At 62.1% G+C, this 17,072-nt stretch carries 13 protein-coding genes and 1 pseudogene; 11 read left to right on the plus strand and 3 right to left on the minus strand.

All coding sequences use genetic code 11. The features are described from left to right. Positions 1 to 28: 28 nt before the first annotated feature. From NXC24_RS04040 to NXC24_RS04050, 3 genes and pseudogenes are all read left to right on the plus strand, one after another. Positions 29 to 2,070: pseudogene (locus NXC24_RS04040) on the plus strand (pseudouridine synthase). After that, a complete protein-coding gene (rsmD, locus tag NXC24_RS04045) occupies positions 2,051 to 2,617 on the plus strand; it encodes a 16S rRNA (guanine(966)-N(2))-methyltransferase RsmD (RefSeq protein ID WP_104822133.1) in 567 nt (188 codons plus the stop codon). Before NXC24_RS04040 ends, rsmD begins: the two are co-directional and overlap by 20 nt. Before the next feature lie 18 nt (positions 2,618 to 2,635). Beyond that, entirely contained in the window at positions 2,636 to 3,502 is an 867-nt protein-coding gene (locus NXC24_RS04050) for a patatin-like phospholipase family protein (protein ID WP_104822134.1), read from the plus strand. Here the strand turns inward: NXC24_RS04050 and NXC24_RS04055 are convergent. After that, a complete protein-coding gene (locus tag NXC24_RS04055) occupies positions 3,499 to 5,316 on the minus strand; it encodes a monovalent cation:proton antiporter-2 (CPA2) family protein (protein WP_104822135.1) in 1,818 nt (605 codons plus the stop codon). The genes NXC24_RS04050 and NXC24_RS04055 overlap by 4 nt on opposite strands. Before the next feature lie 149 nt (positions 5,317 to 5,465). On the opposite strand from NXC24_RS04055, the gene NXC24_RS04060 reads away from it, so the two are divergent. The 6 genes from NXC24_RS04060 (at position 5,466) to lpxK (ending at position 11,319) form a co-directional block, all read left to right on the plus strand. After that, positions 5,466 to 6,815, plus strand: a complete 1,350-nt coding sequence (locus tag NXC24_RS04060) for a TldD/PmbA family protein (RefSeq protein ID WP_104822136.1) — start codon at positions 5,466 to 5,468, stop codon at positions 6,813 to 6,815. A 20-nt stretch (positions 6,816 to 6,835) separates the two neighbouring features. Next, a complete protein-coding gene (locus tag NXC24_RS04065; RefSeq protein WP_104822137.1) occupies positions 6,836 to 7,645 on the plus strand; it encodes a 3'(2'),5'-bisphosphate nucleotidase CysQ in 810 nt (269 codons plus the stop codon). Positions 7,646 to 7,706: 61 nt separating this feature from the next. Beyond that, positions 7,707 to 7,952, plus strand: coding sequence for a DUF4170 domain-containing protein (locus NXC24_RS04070; RefSeq protein WP_104822138.1), 246 nt, complete (start codon positions 7,707 to 7,709; stop codon positions 7,950 to 7,952). A 171-nt stretch (positions 7,953 to 8,123) separates the two neighbouring features. After that, positions 8,124 to 9,443, plus strand: coding sequence for a lipid IV(A) 3-deoxy-D-manno-octulosonic acid transferase (gene waaA / locus NXC24_RS04075; protein WP_104824996.1), 1,320 nt, complete (start codon positions 8,124 to 8,126; stop codon positions 9,441 to 9,443). Between the two features lie 9 nt (positions 9,444 to 9,452). Then, a complete protein-coding gene (locus NXC24_RS04080) occupies positions 9,453 to 10,181 on the plus strand; it encodes an HAD family hydrolase (RefSeq protein WP_104822139.1) in 729 nt (242 codons plus the stop codon). 94 nt (positions 10,182 to 10,275) lie between these two features. After that, on the plus strand, positions 10,276 to 11,319 hold the full coding sequence (lpxK, locus tag NXC24_RS04085) for a tetraacyldisaccharide 4'-kinase (RefSeq protein WP_104822140.1): 1,044 nt from the start codon (positions 10,276 to 10,278) through the stop codon (positions 11,317 to 11,319). 12 nt (positions 11,320 to 11,331) lie between these two features. Here lpxK and NXC24_RS04090 read toward each other — a convergent pair whose 3' ends face one another. Both NXC24_RS04090 and mutL read right to left on the minus strand, forming a co-directional pair. Continuing rightward, on the minus strand, positions 11,332 to 11,562 hold the full coding sequence (locus NXC24_RS04090) for a DUF2093 domain-containing protein (RefSeq protein WP_104822141.1): 231 nt from the start codon (positions 11,560 to 11,562) through the stop codon (positions 11,332 to 11,334). Between the two features lie 83 nt (positions 11,563 to 11,645). Further along, positions 11,646 to 13,475 (minus strand): DNA mismatch repair endonuclease MutL, encoded by a 1,830-nt coding sequence (gene mutL / locus NXC24_RS04095; protein WP_104822142.1) that lies wholly within the window; start codon positions 13,473 to 13,475, stop codon positions 11,646 to 11,648. Positions 13,476 to 13,813: 338 nt separating this feature from the next. Here mutL and NXC24_RS04100 point away from each other — a divergent pair, with 338 nt between their 5' ends. Both NXC24_RS04100 and NXC24_RS04105 read left to right on the plus strand, forming a co-directional pair. Then, positions 13,814 to 15,547, plus strand: a complete 1,734-nt coding sequence (locus NXC24_RS04100) for a response regulator (protein ID WP_104822143.1) — start codon at positions 13,814 to 13,816, stop codon at positions 15,545 to 15,547. Positions 15,548 to 15,674: 127 nt separating this feature from the next. Next, on the plus strand, positions 15,675 to 17,033 hold the full coding sequence (locus tag NXC24_RS04105) for an EAL domain-containing protein (RefSeq protein ID WP_104822144.1): 1,359 nt from the start codon (positions 15,675 to 15,677) through the stop codon (positions 17,031 to 17,033). The last annotated feature ends 39 nt before the right edge of the window (positions 17,034 to 17,072 follow it).

The raw sequence follows: 17,072 nt of genomic DNA on the forward strand, positions 1-17,072 counted from the left end.
ACGCCTTAAAAATTCAGGCAAACAACAAATGACAATGAATGACAAGCCCAAGCGGCCTGGGTCCAAACCCTTTACCCGCGACAAGCAGACGAAGACGCGCGATGACGCCAAGCCGACGAAGGCTGTGTCCGCCAAAGTGGCGGCAGAGGCAGAAGGCGGGGATGGAAAAGCGGAACGCATTTCCAAGGTAATGGCGCGCGCCGGCGTGGCGTCGCGCCGTGACATCGAGCGCATGATCATGGACGGCCGTGTGAAGCTGAACGGCGTGCTGCTGGATACGCCGGTGGTCAACGTGACGCTCGCCGACAAGATCGAAGTTGATGGCGTGCCGATCCGCGGCATCGAGCGCACGCGCCTGTGGCTCTATCACAAGCCGGCGGGCCTCGTGACCACCAATGCCGATCCGGAAGGACGTCCGACCGTCTTCGACAACCTGCCGGAAGAGCTGCCGCGCGTCATGTCGATCGGCCGCCTCGACATCAACACCGAAGGCCTGCTGCTGCTGACCAACGACGGCGGCCTTGCCCGCGTGCTGGAACTGCCGACCACCGGCTGGTTGCGTCGCTATCGCGTGCGCGCCCACGGCGAGATCGATCAGGAAGCGCTGGACAAGCTGCGGGAAGGCATCGCCGTCGACGGCGTGCTCTACGGCTCGATCGAGGCGACGCTCGACCGCACGCAAGGGTCCAACGTCTGGATCACGATGGGCTTGCGCGAAGGCAAGAACCGCGAAATCAAGAATGTGCTCGGCGCGCTCGGCCTCGAGGTCAACCGCCTGATCCGTATCTCCTACGGCCCTTTCCAGCTCGGCGAGCTTCCGGAAGGCCGGGTGTTGGAAGTGCGTGGCCGCACGCTGCGCGATCAGCTCGGTCCCCGCCTGGTGGAAGACGCCAAGGCGAATTTCGACGCGCCGCTTTACAATAGCTCGGCCGTTGCCGCCGAGGATGAGCCGGAGGCGAAGCCTGCTCGCGCGGCCAAGGAAGAGCGCCCGCGTCGCGAGCGCCCCGAGGATAAGCGCGAGCGCGCCCTGAGCCGTCTCGACACCAAGCGCGATGACCGCCGGGATGAGGGGCGCCGCGAAGCCGGCCACAAGGACGACGACCGGCCGAAGCGCCAGCCGCTGGGTCCGCGTCGGAGCGCGAATGTCTGGATGGCGCCTGGTGCCCGTCCGCTCGGCGAAAAGGCTGCTGCAAAGGCTGCCAAGAATGCAAGGACCGCCGCAAAGCGCGGCGAAGTGGAACGCCCGCAGCGTAGCGGCTTCGATCGCCCGGACGAAGGCCCACGCGTTCGGATCAACCGCGTCGACGAGGGGGATGGCGAGTGGATCCGTTCGAGCGAGGTCGCACCACGCAAGTCGCGCGACGACGAGGGCTTTGATCGCAAGCGCTCCCGGGATGACCGAACCTTTGGTGATCGTCCCCGAGGTGATCGGCCGCAGGGCGACCGTCCCGCCCGCGGGGATCGTTCGTTTGGCGACCGTCCTCGCGGCGAGCGCCCGTTTAGCGATCGTCCGCGCGGTGAACGCGGCTCGCGTCCCGAGGGCGGTGATCGCCCCCGTACGAAATCCTTCCAGGGAGAAGGCCGTTCCGAACGCTCCTTCGGAGATCGTCCGCCCCGTGGAGAGCGTTCTTTCGGCGACAAACCGCGTGGCGATCGTCCATATGGCGATAAACCCCGCGGCGACCGGCGGCCGCGTGCTGAGGGAGACGAGCGTCCGCGGGCCAAGTCTTTCGGCGGCGAACAGCGCTCCGAACGTCCTCGCGGCGATCGCCCGCCGCGTGGTGATCGGCCCACGCGCGGTGATCGGCCCATGGGTGACCGTCCGCAGGGCGAGCGTTCCTACGGGGACCGGCCGGCCGGCAAGCCCTTCGGCAAGAAGCCGGGCGGCGGCAAGTCCTTTGGCGGCAAACCGGGTGGAAAAGGCGGCTCGCGCGGCTTTGGCGGTAAACCCGGTGGCACAGGCCGTCCGTCTGGCGGCCCGGGTCGCGGCGGTCCCGGTCGTGGCGGCCCCGGCAGGGGTGGCCCCAAGGGCGGAAGAGGTTGACGCGCGGTGCGGATCGTCGGCGGTGAATTTCGCGGTCGGTCGCTTGCGGTGCCGAAGTCGAACGACATTCGTCCGACGGCGGACCGCACGCGCGAGAGCCTTTTCAATATCTTGAGCCATGCCTATCCCGAGGCCATCGATGGCACGCGGATGATGGATGTCTTTGCCGGCACCGGCGCGGTCGGGCTCGAAGCCGCTTCGCGCGGTTGCCGCCATGTGCTTTTCGTCGAAAGCAGCGTCGAAGGCCGTGGCCTGCTTTGGGAAAATATCGACGCGCTTGGCCTGCACGGCCGCACGCGCATGCTGCGGCGGGACGCCACCGATCTCGGCAGCGTCGGCAATCTGGAGCCTTTCGATTTTCTCTTCGCCGACCCGCCCTATGGCAAGGGTCTGGGCGAGAAGGCCTTCGCCGCTGCCGCTGCCGGCGGCTGGCTGGTACCGGGAGCCTTGGCAATCCTCGAGGAACGCGCCGACGTCACGGTTTCCGTCGCGCCGGATTTTCTCTTCCTGGAAGAGCGGACCTTCGGCGACAGCAAGATGCATTTCTTCCGTTATCAGCCTCGACAGGCCTAGTGGCGGAAGGAGAGGATCATGGGCGACTATGCCGATTTTGTTGGGAGCGATTATACGCTCGCGACATCCAGCACGCCGAGCGTCGCGGTCGCCTTTGGCTGCGGCGGTGCCCGTGGCCTTGCCCATATTCATATCATCGAGGCGCTAGATGAACTCGGCATCCGACCGGTCGCGATCGCCGGCGCCTCTATCGGCTCGATCATGGGCGCTGCCATGGCGGCTGGCATGAGCGGTGCGGAAATCCGCGACTATACGCTCGCCACGGTGGGCAACCGCCCGGCTGTGCTGAACAAGATGTGGAGTCTGCGGCCCCCGAACATGCGTAGCTTCCGGATCGGCCAGTTCAATCTCGAACGCATCCTGCGCGCTTTCTTGCCTTCAACCTTTCCGGAAGATTTCTCCGAGCTGCATATCCCGCTAAAGGTGGTGACGACGGATTATTATGATCAGACCGAGGTGGTGACCGAAAAAGGCGAGCTTTTCCCGGTCCTGGCTGCCTCCGCCGCCATTCCCGCCGTCTTCATGCCGGTCAAGGTCGGCGACCGCGTCATGATCGATGGCGGCATCATGAATCCGGTGCCCTACGAGCATCTGGCCGGACTTGCCGACATCATCATCGGCATCGACGTTGTAGGCGGGCCGGATGGCGACGGCACCCATATTCCGAACCGTATCGAGAGCCTGTTCGGTGCCGGGCAACTGACGATGCAGTCCAATATCGCGCTGAAGCTGCGGCTGCTTTCACCGCAGATATTCCTGCGCCCGCCAATCGGCCGCACCGGCGTGCTCGATTTTTTGAAGGCCCGCGATATCCTCGCCATGTCCGCCAGCGTCAAGGAAGAGCTCAAATTCGCCCTCGATCGGGTGATCACTGCAAAGAACTAAGCTCGTTCCGGCTCCTCCGCCGGCATGGAGAGATCGTCGTCGTCGCTGAAAACATCGGCGCTGCGTTTTGGTTTGACCAGCGGTTCCGGCCTGACCGGCCGTGAATAGAGCATGTCGCGCCCGGCCTGCAATCCTTCGCTGACCTGCAGCACCAGCCGCTGTTCGTCACGCTTGCGGATATCCTCACCGATCTCGAAGGCGTCGGCTTCGCTGACACCGAGGGCTTCCAGCGTGCGGCGGCCGAAGAGCAGGCCGGATTCCAGCGTTTCGCGCAGCTCGAAATCGACGCCCTTGTTGCGCAGCGCGATCGAGTGAATACGGTCGTAGGAACGGACGAAGATGCGGGCATGCGGATAATCCGTCTGCACGAGTTCGACGATCTTGTCGGTGATTTCGCGCTGATGCGTGCTGACGACGACCAGCTTGGCGCGGTCGATGCCGGCCGAACGCAACACGTCCTTGCGGGTGCCGTCGCCGAAATAGATGCGGAAGCCGAAGTTGGAGGCCTGGCGGATGCGATCGGCGGAAAAGTCGATGACGGTGACATCGCGGCCGCCGGCCAGCAGGATCTGCGCGGCGATTTGGCCGAAACGCGAGAAGCCGATCATCAGCACGTCGGAGCCGGCACCCTCGAAATCCTCGTCCAGCTCCTCATGCCCATCGCCGGTCAGCATGCGCTTCGAAAGCGCTGCACCGAGCGGCGTCAGCGCCATGGAGAGCGTTACGATCGCGATTAGCAATGAGGCCGTGCTGGCGGAGAAGAGCCCGCCGCCAACGCTGGCTGCACTAAACAGCACGAAACCGAATTCACCCCCCTGGGGAAGCAGGCAGGCGATGCGGATGGCATCGTCATGCGACGAACCGGTCACACGGCAGAGCGCATAGATGATCACGCCCTTGATGACCATGACGACCGGCACGGCAAGCACGATCAGCGCCCAATTGTCGGCGATGACATCCAGTTTGAGCGACAGGCCGACGGCGATGAAGAAGATGGCGAGCAGCACGCCGCGGAAAGGCTCGATATCGGCCTCCAGCTCATGGCGATAGGAGGATTCGGCGAGCATCACGCCGGAGAGAAAGGCCCCCATCGCCATGGAGAGGCCGGCAAGCTGCATCAGCGTCGCCGATCCCATGACGACGAGCAGGGCGGCGGCAATCATCGCCTCGCGTGCGCCGGTGCGGGCAATGACCTGGAACAGCGGCGTCAGCAGGTAACGTCCGGCAATGATCATTGCCGCGACGGCGCCGACGGCGATGGCAAGGTCCAGGACCGGATTGGAAGCCTGCGTCGGCCCGCCAAGAACAGTGACCAGGGCAAGCAGCGGCACGATCGCCAGATCCTGCAGCAACAGCATGGAAAAGGAACGCTGGCCGTATTTGGTGTTGACGTCGCCTTCCTGCTCGAGGATCTGCATGGCAAAGGCCGTGGAGGAGAGCGCCAAGCCGAAGCCGACGATGATGCTGCCGCGCCAGCCGGCAATGTGAGCGAGATAAGCGGCGAGCGTCAGCGCCAGTCCGCTCAGGACCACCTGCGCCGTGCCGAGGCCAAAAATGTCGCGCCGCATCTGCCACAGGCGCGATGGTTTCAACTCCAGGCCGATGATGAACAGTAGGAAGACGACGCCGAGTTCGGCGACGGCAAACACGGATTCGCCATCGCCGATGCCGTGCAGCACTGGCCCGATGACGACGCCGGCGGCGAGATAGCCGAGTACGGTGCCAAGCCCCAATTTCTTGAAGATCGGCGCCGTGACGACGGCGCCTCCGAGCAGCATCAGGGTTTCGGTAAAGAGGGCATTCGGCGCGGACATCGTCTGTTTCTTCCTGTGGGCAGGCGGTGTTGCAGCGCATAGTCATCAGAAACAACCATGCGTGAAGACATTCGGACAAGAATCGGCGTGGCCGCCCTTGATGCTTTATGTAGTGCACAATAAATGGAACGCGAAGGAAAGGCCAAATCATGTCTTCAGAAATCGATTCCGCCACTCTGCTTTCCCGCGCCAGCCAGTTGATCGACCTCGCCCGGAAAGCCGGTGCGGATGCGGCCGATGCCGTCGTCGTGCGCTCGCGGGCGCAATCCGTCAGCGTCCGCCTCGGCAAGGTCGAAGGCACCGAATCCTCCGAAAGCGACGATTTTTCACTGAGGGTGTTTGTCGGCAACCGTGTCGCCAACGTCTCGGCCAATCCCGGCTTCGACCTCCAGGCGCTGGCTGAACGCGCCGTCGCCATGGCAAAGGTCTCGCCGGAAGATCCGTTCGCCTGCCTTGCCGATGAAGCCGATCTTGCCAAGACCTATCCCGATCTCGAACTTTTCGATCCGACCGAGGTCTCGTCGGTTCAACTGCGCGAGGCAGCCCTTGCGATGGAAGAGGCAGCGCTCGCCGTTCCCGGCGTGAGCAATTCCTCGGGCGCAGGCGCATCCGCCGGCATGGGCGGCATGGTGCTTGCCACGTCCCATGGTTTCGCCGGCCATTATATGGGTTCGCGCTTCAGCCGCTCCGTCAGTGTCATCGCCGGTGAAGGCACCGGCATGGAGCGTGATTACGATTTCGACAGCCGCCTTTATTTCGCCGAGTTGGACGCAGCCGAGGATATCGGTCGCCGCGCCGGCGAGCGGGTGGTCAAGCGCATCAATCCGCGCCAGGTGCCGACCGGCAAGGATGTGACGGTCGTTTTCGATCCGCGCGTGGCGCGCGGCTTCGTCGGTCATATCGCCGGCGCGATCAACGGCGCATCCGTCGCACGCAAGACCAGTTTCCTGCGCGACAAGATGGGCGAGCAGGTGCTGAAGGCCGGCCTGTCGATTACGGACGATCCCTTGATCGTGCGCGGCCCGGCCTCGCGTCCCTTCGATGGCGAAGGCGTTTCGGGCAAGCGCCTGGTGATGATCGAAGATGGCGTGCTGAAGCATTGGTTCCTGTCCACGTCGGCTGCACGCGAGATCGGCGGTCTCAGAACGAATGGGCGCGGTGCCCGTGGCGGCACGGCCGTTTCTCCGTCCTCCACCAATCTGGCGCTGGAGCCTGGTGATATTTCGCCGGAAGAGCTGATCCGCAATGTCGGCAATGGTTTCTACGTCACCGAACTGATCGGCCACGGCGTCAATATGATCACTGGCGAATACAGCCGGGGCGCTACCGGTTTCTGGATCGAGAATGGCGAATTGACGTTTCCGGTGTCGGAGGTGACGATCGCCTCCAACCTCAAGGACATGTTCATGCGCCTGACGCCGGCAAACGATATTGACCGCGATTTCGGCGTCGCGGCTCCGACGCTCGCCATCGAGGGCATGACGCTGGCTGGGCGCTGAGGCGGAGATTGGAATTCGGAATGAGCGATAGAGACGCAGTCGGCCAATTGAGCGATCTCGATCTGATCGTTGAAGCGGCACGCCAGGCAGGCAATATCGCTCTCAGCTTCTTCCGCCAATCGCCTGAGGTCTGGTGGAAGAACGAGGGGCGCTCCCCCGTCAGCGCCGCCGATTTCGCGGCCAACGAGAAGCTTGCCTCCATCCTGCGTCCCGCGCGACCGGACTATGGCTGGCTTTCGGAAGAGACCGACGACGATGCCGAGCGGCTGTCGCATTCGACCGTCTTCGTTGTCGATCCGATCGACGGCACACGCGGGTTTCTGTCGGGGCTTGAGCTTTGGTGCATCAGTGTTGCCGTGGTGACCGCCGGGCGCCCGACCGCGGGCGTCCTCTACGCGCCGGCATTGGAGGAGCTGTTCGTTGCAACGGCCGATGGCCCGGCGCTGAAGAACGGCGAACCGATCGCGGTTTCCGTCAGGCCGGAACACGATATCCACAGGCTCGCCGCCGGTGAGGATATGTTGAGCGGCTTCGATCCGGATTTCCGCAAGACGATCGAACGGGCAAAGCATGTGCCGTCGCTCGCCTATCGCCTCGCCATGGTGGCCGACGGCCGGCTGGAAGGGACGATCGTCAAACGCAACTCCCATGATTGGGATCTCGCAGCCGCCGACCTCATTTTGGAGCGGGCAGGCGGGGCGCTGGTCGATCTCTTCGGCCATCCGCTCAACTACAATCGCGCGGAGGTCTCGCATGACGAACTCTGCGGCGCTCCGGCGGCACGGCTGCCGCAATTCCTACGCCAGCTCTCCCACAGACGAAACGGTTGACCTTTTGGTCAAAATCCCGCACAGGAAGAGTGGAGGGGGACGACAGCAGAAAGAGACGAAAATGACTGATACCAGCGACAAAAAGCAGCTCTTGCACCTCGTCTTCGGCGGGGAATTGGAAAACCTCGAGGAAGTACAATTCCGCAATCTGAACGAACTCGACATTGTCGGCATGTATCCCGATTATGCGAGTGCGCTGACCGCTTGGAAGTCGAAGGCGCAGCAGACCGTCGACAACGCTCACATGCGTTATTTCATCGTCCATCTGCATCGTTTGCTCGATCCGCAGGACAAGGCTTCCTCCTGAGGTCGCATTTAATATTTGATATTCCCGTCCGGACGGGCATCGTCGTTTTTTAATCCGGCTATGGCGTAGTATTTTTGACGCAATCAGAACGAAGAATCGGCCGAACATTCGGCCGTGAAATAATTGGGATTTGGCATCGATGACGATCACCTTGGATCGGAGGCAATCGAGATGAGTAGCGCTAGGGCGCGCCTCGCTTTGGGTGCCTACCGCTTTGGCGGGATTGCGGTCTATCCCCTTGTCGGGACTTACCTTACCGTCCGCGCCGCCAAGGGCAAGGAAGACCGCTCCCGTCGGCTGGAGCGTTTCGGCTATGCCAGCGCCAATCGTCCACAAGGGCCGCTCGTCTGGTTTCATGCCGCAAGCGTCGGCGAGACCTCGGCGGTCGTTCCGCTGATCCGCGAAATTCGCCGTCGCGACATCCACGTTATTCTGACCACGGGAACCATCACCTCGGCCAAGGTGACCCAGGAGCGCCTTGGCGACGAGGTCATCCACCAATATGTGCCGCTCGACCTGAAGCCGTCCGTCAGCCGCTTCCTCGATTATTGGCAGCCTGATTGCACCATCATCGCCGAATCCGAGATCTGGCCGATGACCATCATGGAGCTCGGCCGCCGGCGCATCCCGCAGATCCTCGTGAATGCCCGCTTGTCGGATCGCTCTTTTGCCCGCTGGAGCCAGCATCCGTCGCTCTCGGAAGCGCTGTTCGAAAACCTGGCGCTGGTCGTCGCGCAATCCGATCTTGATGCCGAGCGTTATCGCGATCTCGGTGCGCGGCAGGTGCTCAAGTCCGGCAATCTCAAGGTGGATACCGACGCCCCGCCCTACGACGCGCCGACCCTTGCCCGCTACATGAAGCAGATCGGCGGGCGCAAGACCTGGGCTGCCGTCTCCACCTTCGAGGGCGAAGAGAATGCTGCCGCCATCGTCCATAAGACGCTGAAGGAGCATAACGGCCAATTGACCATCATAGTGCCGCGCCATCCCGAACGTTGCGACGCGATCGAAGCAATGCTCGTCGAGCAGGGACTGAAAGTGGCGCGCCGCACCCGCAACGATGTGCTGTCGCCCGATGTCGATGTCTTCCTCGGCGACACGATCGGCGAAATGGGCCTCTATCTGCGCATGACCGAAGTCGCCTTCATGGGCAAGTCGCTGTACAATGAGGGCGGACAAAACCCTCTGGAACCGGCCATGCTGGGTTGCGCTATCCTGACCGGCGGTCATGTCCAGAATTTCCGCGACTCCTATCAATTGCTCGCCCGCCGCGGCAGCGCCCGCATGGTGCGCGACACCGAAATGCTGGCGAGGGGCGTGCATTACCTGCTGACCAACGATCCGGCGCGGCGCGGCATGATCGACGCCGGTTACGCCGCCGTGCACGAGATGCGCGGGGCGCTGGCGGCGACCATCAAGGGATTGGAACCCTACATCAACCCACTGACGGTAAAGGCACGGTTGCTGCCGAAGACGATGGCGCAGGGATAAGGGCACTACATGACGTCACTCAAACTAGACGCGATCGAGGGCATTCTCTTTGACAAGGACGGCACGCTGCTCGACTATGACGCGAGCTGGTTGCCGGTTAATCGCGAACTTGCCAGCATTGCGGCCCAGGGTGACCTCCTACTTGCCGATCATTTGCTTTTGGCCTGCGGCATGGACCCGGTCACCGGCCATATCGTGCCTGACAGCCTGCTTGCCGCCGGCAATACTCGCCAGATTTCGGAAGGCCTTGTCGCCGCCGGCTCTGCGATGGACGTGGTGGAGCTGACGGAAAAACTCGATGCGCTGTTTTCGCACGCCGCCGACTTCTCCGCGCCGGTCACCGATCTCGCCGGTTTCTTCCATCGCCTGCACGGGCGCGGCTACAGGCTCGGTGTTGCCTCCAGCGACAATGAGCGCTCTATTCGCCAGACGGCACGCCGCTTCGGCTTTCTCGATTATCTCGATTATATTGCTGGTTACGACAGCGGTTTCGGAACCAAGCCAGAGCCCGGCATGGTGCTCGGTTTCTGCGAGGCGACGGGGCTTTCCCCCGCGCAAATCGCCGTCGTCGGCGACAATAATCACGATCTGCACATGGGGCACAATGCCGGTGCGGGTTTGAGGATCGGGGTGTTGACCGGCACCGGTTCGCGTGAATCGCTTGCTGCCGCCTCCGATTATTGCCTCAATGACATTACCGAGCTGGAAAGCCTGTTGCCCGTTGCCCAGCCGGTCTAACCAAGGCGAAGGCTTGCTTTTTCATCCGATCTGCCTTTTCTTGCCGCCTTGCTGATATCGCATGGGCATAAGAGGCGCGAGGCGGGATTAGATTATGGTATCGGAAGCACCGCCGTTCTGGTGGCGGAAGCCGGATTGGCGCGCTTGGGGGCTTTCGCCCTTTTCCTTTGTATACGGCCGCATCGCCGGCTATCGCATGGCGCATGGTCGCCGCGCTTCCGTACCCGTACCCGTCATCTGCGTTGGCAATTTCACGGTGGGCGGCGCCGGCAAGACGCCGACAGCGCTGGCGATAGCCCGTGCCGCCAAGGCAAAGGGATTGAAGCCGGGCTTCCTCAGCCGTGGTTATGGCGGCTCGCTGGATGTCACGACGGTGGTCGATCCAGACCACCATCACGCCACCGCGGTCGGCGACGAGCCGCTGCTGCTTGCCCGTGAGGCATTGACGGTGATCTCCCGCCGCCGTTCGGACGGGGCGGAGCGGCTGGTGCGCGAAGGCGCCGATCTCATCATCATGGACGACGGTTTCCAGAGCGCGCAACTTGCCATCGACTATGCTCTGGTCGTCATCGACGCCACAAGAGGCATCGGCAATGGCCATCTCGTTCCCGGTGGGCCGGTGCGTGCGCCGTTGAGGACACAGTTGCGCTATGCCTCGGCGCTGCTGAAAGTCGGCCAAGGCAATGCCGCCGACCGGCTCGTGCGCATGGCGGCGAGGGCTGGAAAGCCGTTTTTCGCGGCATCGGTCAAGGTGCGCGGCCAGGAGGATCTGAGCGGGCGCAATGTCCTCGCCTTTGCCGGCATTGCCGACCCCACCAAGTTTTTCCGCACGGTCGAGTCGCTGGGGGGCAGCATCGCCGTTAGTCGCACCTTCGGCGATCATGAACATCTGGGCGAAGACGAGATAGCCGATATTCTCGATATCGCCGCCCGGGAAGGCCTGGAGATCGTCACCACCTCCAAGGATTATGTCCGCCTGATCGGCCATCACGGCCGGGCCGACGAGCTGTTACAGGCGAGCCGTGTCATCGAGATCGACATGGTCTTCGACGATCGCCGCGCGCCGGCTTTGATCATCGACCGCGCGATCGCAGCCGCCCGCGAACGGCGGTTACGGGAAGGACGGAAACTGAAATAGCGATCGTAGCGATCAGCGCTTCTGGTTCGGAAGCGCGCCAGCGCGCTTTTCGGCTTCCAGCGAAGATATCACGTCGGCATAGGGTTCCTGCCGGGCGACGCTCCAGTAGCGCAGCTCATCGAGCGCGATGTGCTTGCCGGTCATGGCGCAGACGACATAGGAGCCGGGCATGAGGATTTGGAAGTCGCCGTCGAGATAGCGAATCTTCGCCTCGCGGTTTCCATGTCCCTCAAAAAGATTCATCTGATGCCGTCCCCGATCTCTGTCATCTGTTTGCCATACCCCGGCAGGCTGGACTTTTCCAGCTCTTTCGATCGTATCTGCTCTCAGCTTCGTCCGAACAACCGTTCGATGTCCGAGAGCTTCAACTCTATATAGGTCGGCCGGCCGTGATTGCACTGCCCCGAGCCGGGCGTTGCCTCCATTTGACGGAGCAGCGCGTTCATTTCCTCCGGCCTCAGCCTTCGGCCGGAGCGCACCGAACCGTGGCAGGCCATGGTGGCGGCGACATATTCCAGCTTGGCGGCAAGGCCCGAGGCGGTCTCCCACTCGGCAATCTCATCAGCCAACTGTCGGATCAGCCCTTGAGCATCCACCTCGCCGAGCATCGCCGGCGTCTCACGCACCGCAATGGCTCCGGGACCAAACCGCTCTATGGCAAGGCCAAGTTCGCCAAGCTCGTCGGCAAACACCATCAGCCGGTCGCAATCCTCTTCCGGCAGATCGACGATCTCCGGGATCAGCAAGACCTGCGAAGACAGCCGCTTGGAATGCAGCGCTTTGCGCATTTCCTCGAACACCAGCCGCTCATGCGCTGCATGCTGGTCGACAATGACGAGGCCGTCGTCGGTCTGGGCGACGATGTAGTTCTCATGCAATTGCGCCCGGGCCGCACCGAGGGGGAACCGAGCCGGCTCCTCCGCCCGTGCAGGCTCGATGGGTGCGGCGGTTTCGGCGCGTGCGGTCGGCATGGCGAGGCCATCGAAGGCGGTCTGAGGTCGCTCGCCGAATCCATGTCCGTTCGTTGCCGCGGGCTGATAGGGCCGCGAAGGCGAAGCCTCTGGCGTCCATGGTGCTGATGGTGTCGACGGCCGCCATGCGGGCTGGAAGCCTGAACGACCGGGGCTGAAGGCTCGAAGCATGCCGTCGGCGCCCGTCGTTGCGGCCCGATCGCCTTCACGCGCCAAAGCCTCGCGGATGGCGCCGACGATCAGGCCGCGCACCAGGCCCGGATCGCGGAAGCGGACATCGGATTTCGCCGGATGCACGTTGACGTCGACCAGAGCCGGGTCGAGCCTGATGGAAAGAACGGCGACGGGATAGCGCCCGGAAGGTATTGTCTCGGCATAGGCGCCGCGGATCGCTGACAGGATCAGCTTGTCCTGCACCGGCCTGCCGTTGACGAAGGCATATTGATGCGCCGAGTTGCCGCGATTGAAGGTTGGCACGCCGATAAAGCCGGTCAAGCTCACATCTTCGCGCAGGGCGTCGAGCTCGATGGCGTTGTCCTTGAACTCGTGACCGAGCACCTGCGCCATGCGGGCGAGGTGATCGTCGCCGGTGGCCGGAAATTCCAGTGTCGAACGGTCGCTGCCGGAGAGCACGAAACGCACCTGCGGAAAGGCGATCGCCATACGTTTGACGACTTCGCTGATCGCGGCAGCCTCGGCCTTCTCCGTCTTCAGGAATTTCAACCGCGCCGGCGTTGCGAAAAACAGGTCGCGCACCTCGACGATCGTGCCGGGATTGGCCGCTACCGGACGCAGGTGCAGGACCCTGCCGCCGGCGACCGCAATCTCGGCGCCGCCATCGCTGCCGGGCTTCCGGCTGGCGATCGATAACTTCGCCACCGAGCCGATAGAGGGCAGGGCCTCGCCGCGGAAACCGAGCGTGCGGATATCCTCCAGCGTGTCCGATATCTTCGAGGTGCAGTGCCGCCTGACTGCCAGCTCCAGATCCGCCTGCTCCATGCCGGCGCCGTTGTCGCTGACCCGCAACAGCGCTTTGCCGCCGCCGGCGGTCGCAATCTCAATTCGTGTCGCGCCGGCGTCCAAAGCATTCTCGATCAGTTCCTTGGCAGCACTCGCCGGTCGCTCGATGACTTCGCCGGCGGCGATCTGGTTGATCAGGGTTTCGGAGAGTTGCTTGATGGCCATATCTGCATTTTCGTGGATTCGTGACCGGGTGGAAAGAGAAAACGCAGCCTGCCTTTCGTCATCCACCCGATTCAGCAGGACTTTGTTTAGAAATTTAATCAAAGCTTAAGGGAATGATGACAGGTTGCATTCACAAAACTTGAAATGATTGCAGGTGGCGCGCTCGGCGTACGTCTCGGCTTTTGGCGGCAGGCAGGCGGCCGTCATGTACAGGAGCCGGCTTCCGCCTGTTTCAAGTGTTCAGGCCAGCATGATATTTCCATAAATTTACCGCGAGAGCTGTCGCCGCTCTCAAGCCCCGTGTGCCGCAGCACCGGATAGATGTAGGAATCGGACGAATGACTGCCGAGATTGACAAGGCAGCTTTTGCAGCAATGACCGAAGATGTGCCGTCTGATGGCAATCTGCAGGCGGCGCTGTTCGATGCCGTCTGCGATGGGCTCTCCAGTGCCTTCCTTATCTATGACAAGAACGATCTGCTGCTGTTCGCCAGCCGCCAGGTCCTGAATTTCTATCCGATTCCGCCGCAATTTCTGCAGCCGTCGACACGGCTCCGCGATTTTCTCGGCGCTGTGTTCGACAGCGGCGTCCGGCATCACGATGTTCGTACGAAATCGGCATCAACACGCGACGATTGGATCTCGCAGCGGATTGCCTCGCATTGGCGCGAGCGTTTTGAGACGACGGAACATTTCGGCGCGGATCGTTGGGTCCGCTTCGTCAAGCGCCGGCTGCCGTCGGGTCTCGGCGTCTGCATCCTCTCGGATATTTCGGAGGTGAAGAAGCGGGAGGAGCAATGGCGCCTCGACATGGAGCGCGTGCAACTCACCGAGGATATTCTCGATAACCTGCCGTTTCCACTCTTCGTCAAAGACCGCAACATGGCATACGTCGCGGTCAACAAGGCGTTCTGCGATAAATACCAGACTTCGGCGGATGAAGTGCTGGGCCGCAAGGGTATCGATCTCTTCCCCACGGATATTGCCAACCGCTTCGAGGAGAACGACCGGCATGTCATTGACACCGGCGAAATATCGATCTCGCGCCAGCGGCAGGTCGCTCGCGATGGCATAGAGCGCGATGTGGTCACCAGGAAACAGCGTATCGGTAAGCCCGGCCGCTATTTCCTGGTCGCCACCATCCAGGACCTGCCGAAAGACGGCGCGGATTTCGACGAATTCGCTCTTGTCTCGGAGATCAAGGAAAACAGCAATCGGTCCTATCGGCGCGCCTACGTCCCGATGGCAGCACTTCAGACCGCCTCGCGTCGTGCACCGACAATGGAGACCTTCGTTCCCGAGAATTTCTCCGGCAGGAAAATTCTCGTGGTCACCAGCGATGTTGCCGCGGAATCGGCGGCGTTGAAGATGCTCGCCAAATACGGCTTCGAGGCATGTTCGGTCCACAATGAAAGCGAGGAGGCGGCATTTCTGGATGTCGCAAGCTCACTCGGCATAAAGATCGATCTTGTCATCATCGACAACCAGCTTGGAAACCGTGGCCTGGAATTGGCCGAGCGGCAGAATGTGCCGGCTCTGTCGCTGGACGGCTCGCAGCTTGCCACCGAACTCACCTTCCTGATCGCACGGCACTTCAACCGCAATATCCTCGGCAAGCCGGGCGAACCCCTCGAAGGCAGCGCGGAGGATTGGCAGATCGCGACCGGCGGTGAGGATCGCGGCTTCCAGATCCTAGTTGCCGAAGACAATGATATCAATCAGATCGTCTTCTCGCAGATCCTGGAAGGGCTCGGTTATCGCTATATGATCGCCACCAGCGGCGACGAGGCGGTGCGGCTGTGGAGCGAATACCGCCCGCAACTGATCCTGATGGATATTTCCCTGCCGGGCCTCAACGGCTTCGAAGCAGCAAGACTGATCCGCCGCACGGAGAAAGGGGGCGGATCGCACACCCCGATCATCGGCGTGCTCACCCAGGCTTTCGAGCGTGACCGCAACCAATGCTTCGATGCCGGTATGGACGATATCATCATGAAGCCTGTCAGCCCGGATATTCTTGAGACTGTGTTTCAGAAATACATGCGCGGCAGCCGCAAAGCTCAAATCAAATAAATTTCATACTTGTATAACTTCTAATGAATAGATTTTCCTCCCATCGAATGACTGTCGTCCCGCCATCCTTTGTTAAGACTTCGCCGTCATTCTCTTTCACGGGTGGAGGAAGGTGTCGGGACTGAATATGAAATCGGCTGAAATACCGCTTGCGCCAGTCAGTCACAATGAATTGCAGGCGATGGCCTATACCGATCCGCTGACCGGCTTGGGGAACCGCTATCGCATGCGCGACCGCGCGCGCGTGCTTTCCGCCGAGCGCGCGAGCGATCCTGCACCCTTCACCATCGGTATCGCCAATCTCGATTCCTTCAAGCCAATCAATGACCTCTTCGGCGTCGAAGCCGGCGACGAGATCCTTTGCCAGGTCGCACACCGCCTGAAGGCCTGCATTCCCGACGGCGCCACCGTCACCCGCCATGACGGTGACGAATTTGCCTTCGTGCTGCCGCTCGTCTTTGAGCGCGTCGGTGCGGAAAAGTTCGGGCAGATGATCCGCGAAGTGCTGTCGGCGCCCTATGATCTCGGCGACCGCAACGTCCGCCTTTCCGCCTCCTTCGGCTTCGCCATCTATCCCTTCGCCGGCGAGGAATTCGAAGATCTGCTGAAAAGCGCCGAGACGGCGCTTTATCGTTCCAAGCGGCGCGGGCGTGGCCAGATCACCGTCTATTCCAAGGAAATCGACCAGGAGATGAAGCGTGCGACGCAGCTTGAACAGGCGCTGCGCAATGCCATCATTTCCAATGCCATCGACGTGCATTTCCAGCCGATCGTCTCGCTCACCAGCAATGCGATCGTCGGTTTCGAAGCGTTGGCGCGCTGGAACGACGCCGATCTCGGCTTCGTCTCGCCCGCGGTCTTCGTGCCGCTCGCCGAGGAGCGCGGTTTCATCGATGCGCTCTCCGAGACCTTGCTGCGAAAGGCGGCGGAGGCCGCGCTCTCGTGGCCGCGCGAGCTTTTCCTCTCTTTCAATCTCTCATCCGTGCAATTGATGGATCCCGGCACGAGCAGCAGCATTCTCGCCATTCTCGGCCGCGTCGGCTTCGATCCGCATCGCCTGGAACTGGAAATCACCGAGACGGCGGTTATGAGTTCCGCCGACACGGCAAACCGCATCATCGCCGATCTCAGAGCGGCCGGCGTGCGCATCTCGCTGGATGATTTCGGCACCGGCCAATCCAGCCTCGGCCGCCTGCGCGATTTCATCTTCGACAAGGTGAAGATCGATCGCGCCTTCGTCTCGCGCATCAATTCCGACCGGGCCTCCGAACACATCATCAAGGCGATCCTTGCGATGTGCGAAGGGCTTGATCTGCAGGTGGTTGCCGAGGGGATCGAGGAGTATGCCGAGGCGGCGAAGCTTCGGTCGCTCGGTTGCGCCATGGGGCAGGGCTATTACTACGGCAAACCCGCCGACAGTCTCGCGACGCTGCGATATCTCCACGAGAACGACTATGAACTTGCCGGTGAGCGCGAACACGTCTGAACGTGACCGCCGCGACGGATACGAAAACGGCGGCCTGTA

The organism is Rhizobium sp. NXC24 (assembly GCF_002944315.1).
Lineage (GTDB): Bacteria > Pseudomonadota > Alphaproteobacteria > Rhizobiales > Rhizobiaceae > Rhizobium.

Bases quoted from the DNA above. Each gene is read 5' to 3' on its own strand.
- NXC24_RS04090 (WP_104822141.1), bottom strand. From the start codon at position 11,562: ATGAATCTTTTTGAGGGACATGGAAACCGCGAGGCGAAGATTCGCTAT.
- NXC24_RS04060 (WP_104822136.1), top strand. From the start codon at position 5,466: ATGTCTTCAGAAATCGATTCCGCCACTCTGCTTTCCCGCGCCAGCCAG.
- NXC24_RS04100 (WP_104822143.1), top strand. From the start codon at position 13,814: ATGACTGCCGAGATTGACAAGGCAGCTTTTGCAGCAATGACCGAAGAT.
- mutL (WP_104822142.1), bottom strand. From the start codon at position 13,475: ATGGCCATCAAGCAACTCTCCGAAACCCTGATCAACCAGATCGCCGCC.
- NXC24_RS04065 (WP_104822137.1), top strand. From the start codon at position 6,836: ATGAGCGATAGAGACGCAGTCGGCCAATTGAGCGATCTCGATCTGATC.
- NXC24_RS04050 (WP_104822134.1), top strand. From the start codon at position 2,636: ATGGGCGACTATGCCGATTTTGTTGGGAGCGATTATACGCTCGCGACA.
- NXC24_RS04070 (WP_104822138.1), top strand. From the start codon at position 7,707: ATGACTGATACCAGCGACAAAAAGCAGCTCTTGCACCTCGTCTTCGGC.
- NXC24_RS04105 (WP_104822144.1), top strand. From the start codon at position 15,675: ATGAAATCGGCTGAAATACCGCTTGCGCCAGTCAGTCACAATGAATTG.
- NXC24_RS04055 (WP_104822135.1), bottom strand. From the start codon at position 5,316: ATGTCCGCGCCGAATGCCCTCTTTACCGAAACCCTGATGCTGCTCGGA.
- lpxK (WP_104822140.1), top strand. From the start codon at position 10,276: ATGGTATCGGAAGCACCGCCGTTCTGGTGGCGGAAGCCGGATTGGCGC.
- NXC24_RS04080 (WP_104822139.1), top strand. From the start codon at position 9,453: ATGACGTCACTCAAACTAGACGCGATCGAGGGCATTCTCTTTGACAAG.
- waaA (WP_104824996.1), top strand. From the start codon at position 8,124: ATGAGTAGCGCTAGGGCGCGCCTCGCTTTGGGTGCCTACCGCTTTGGC.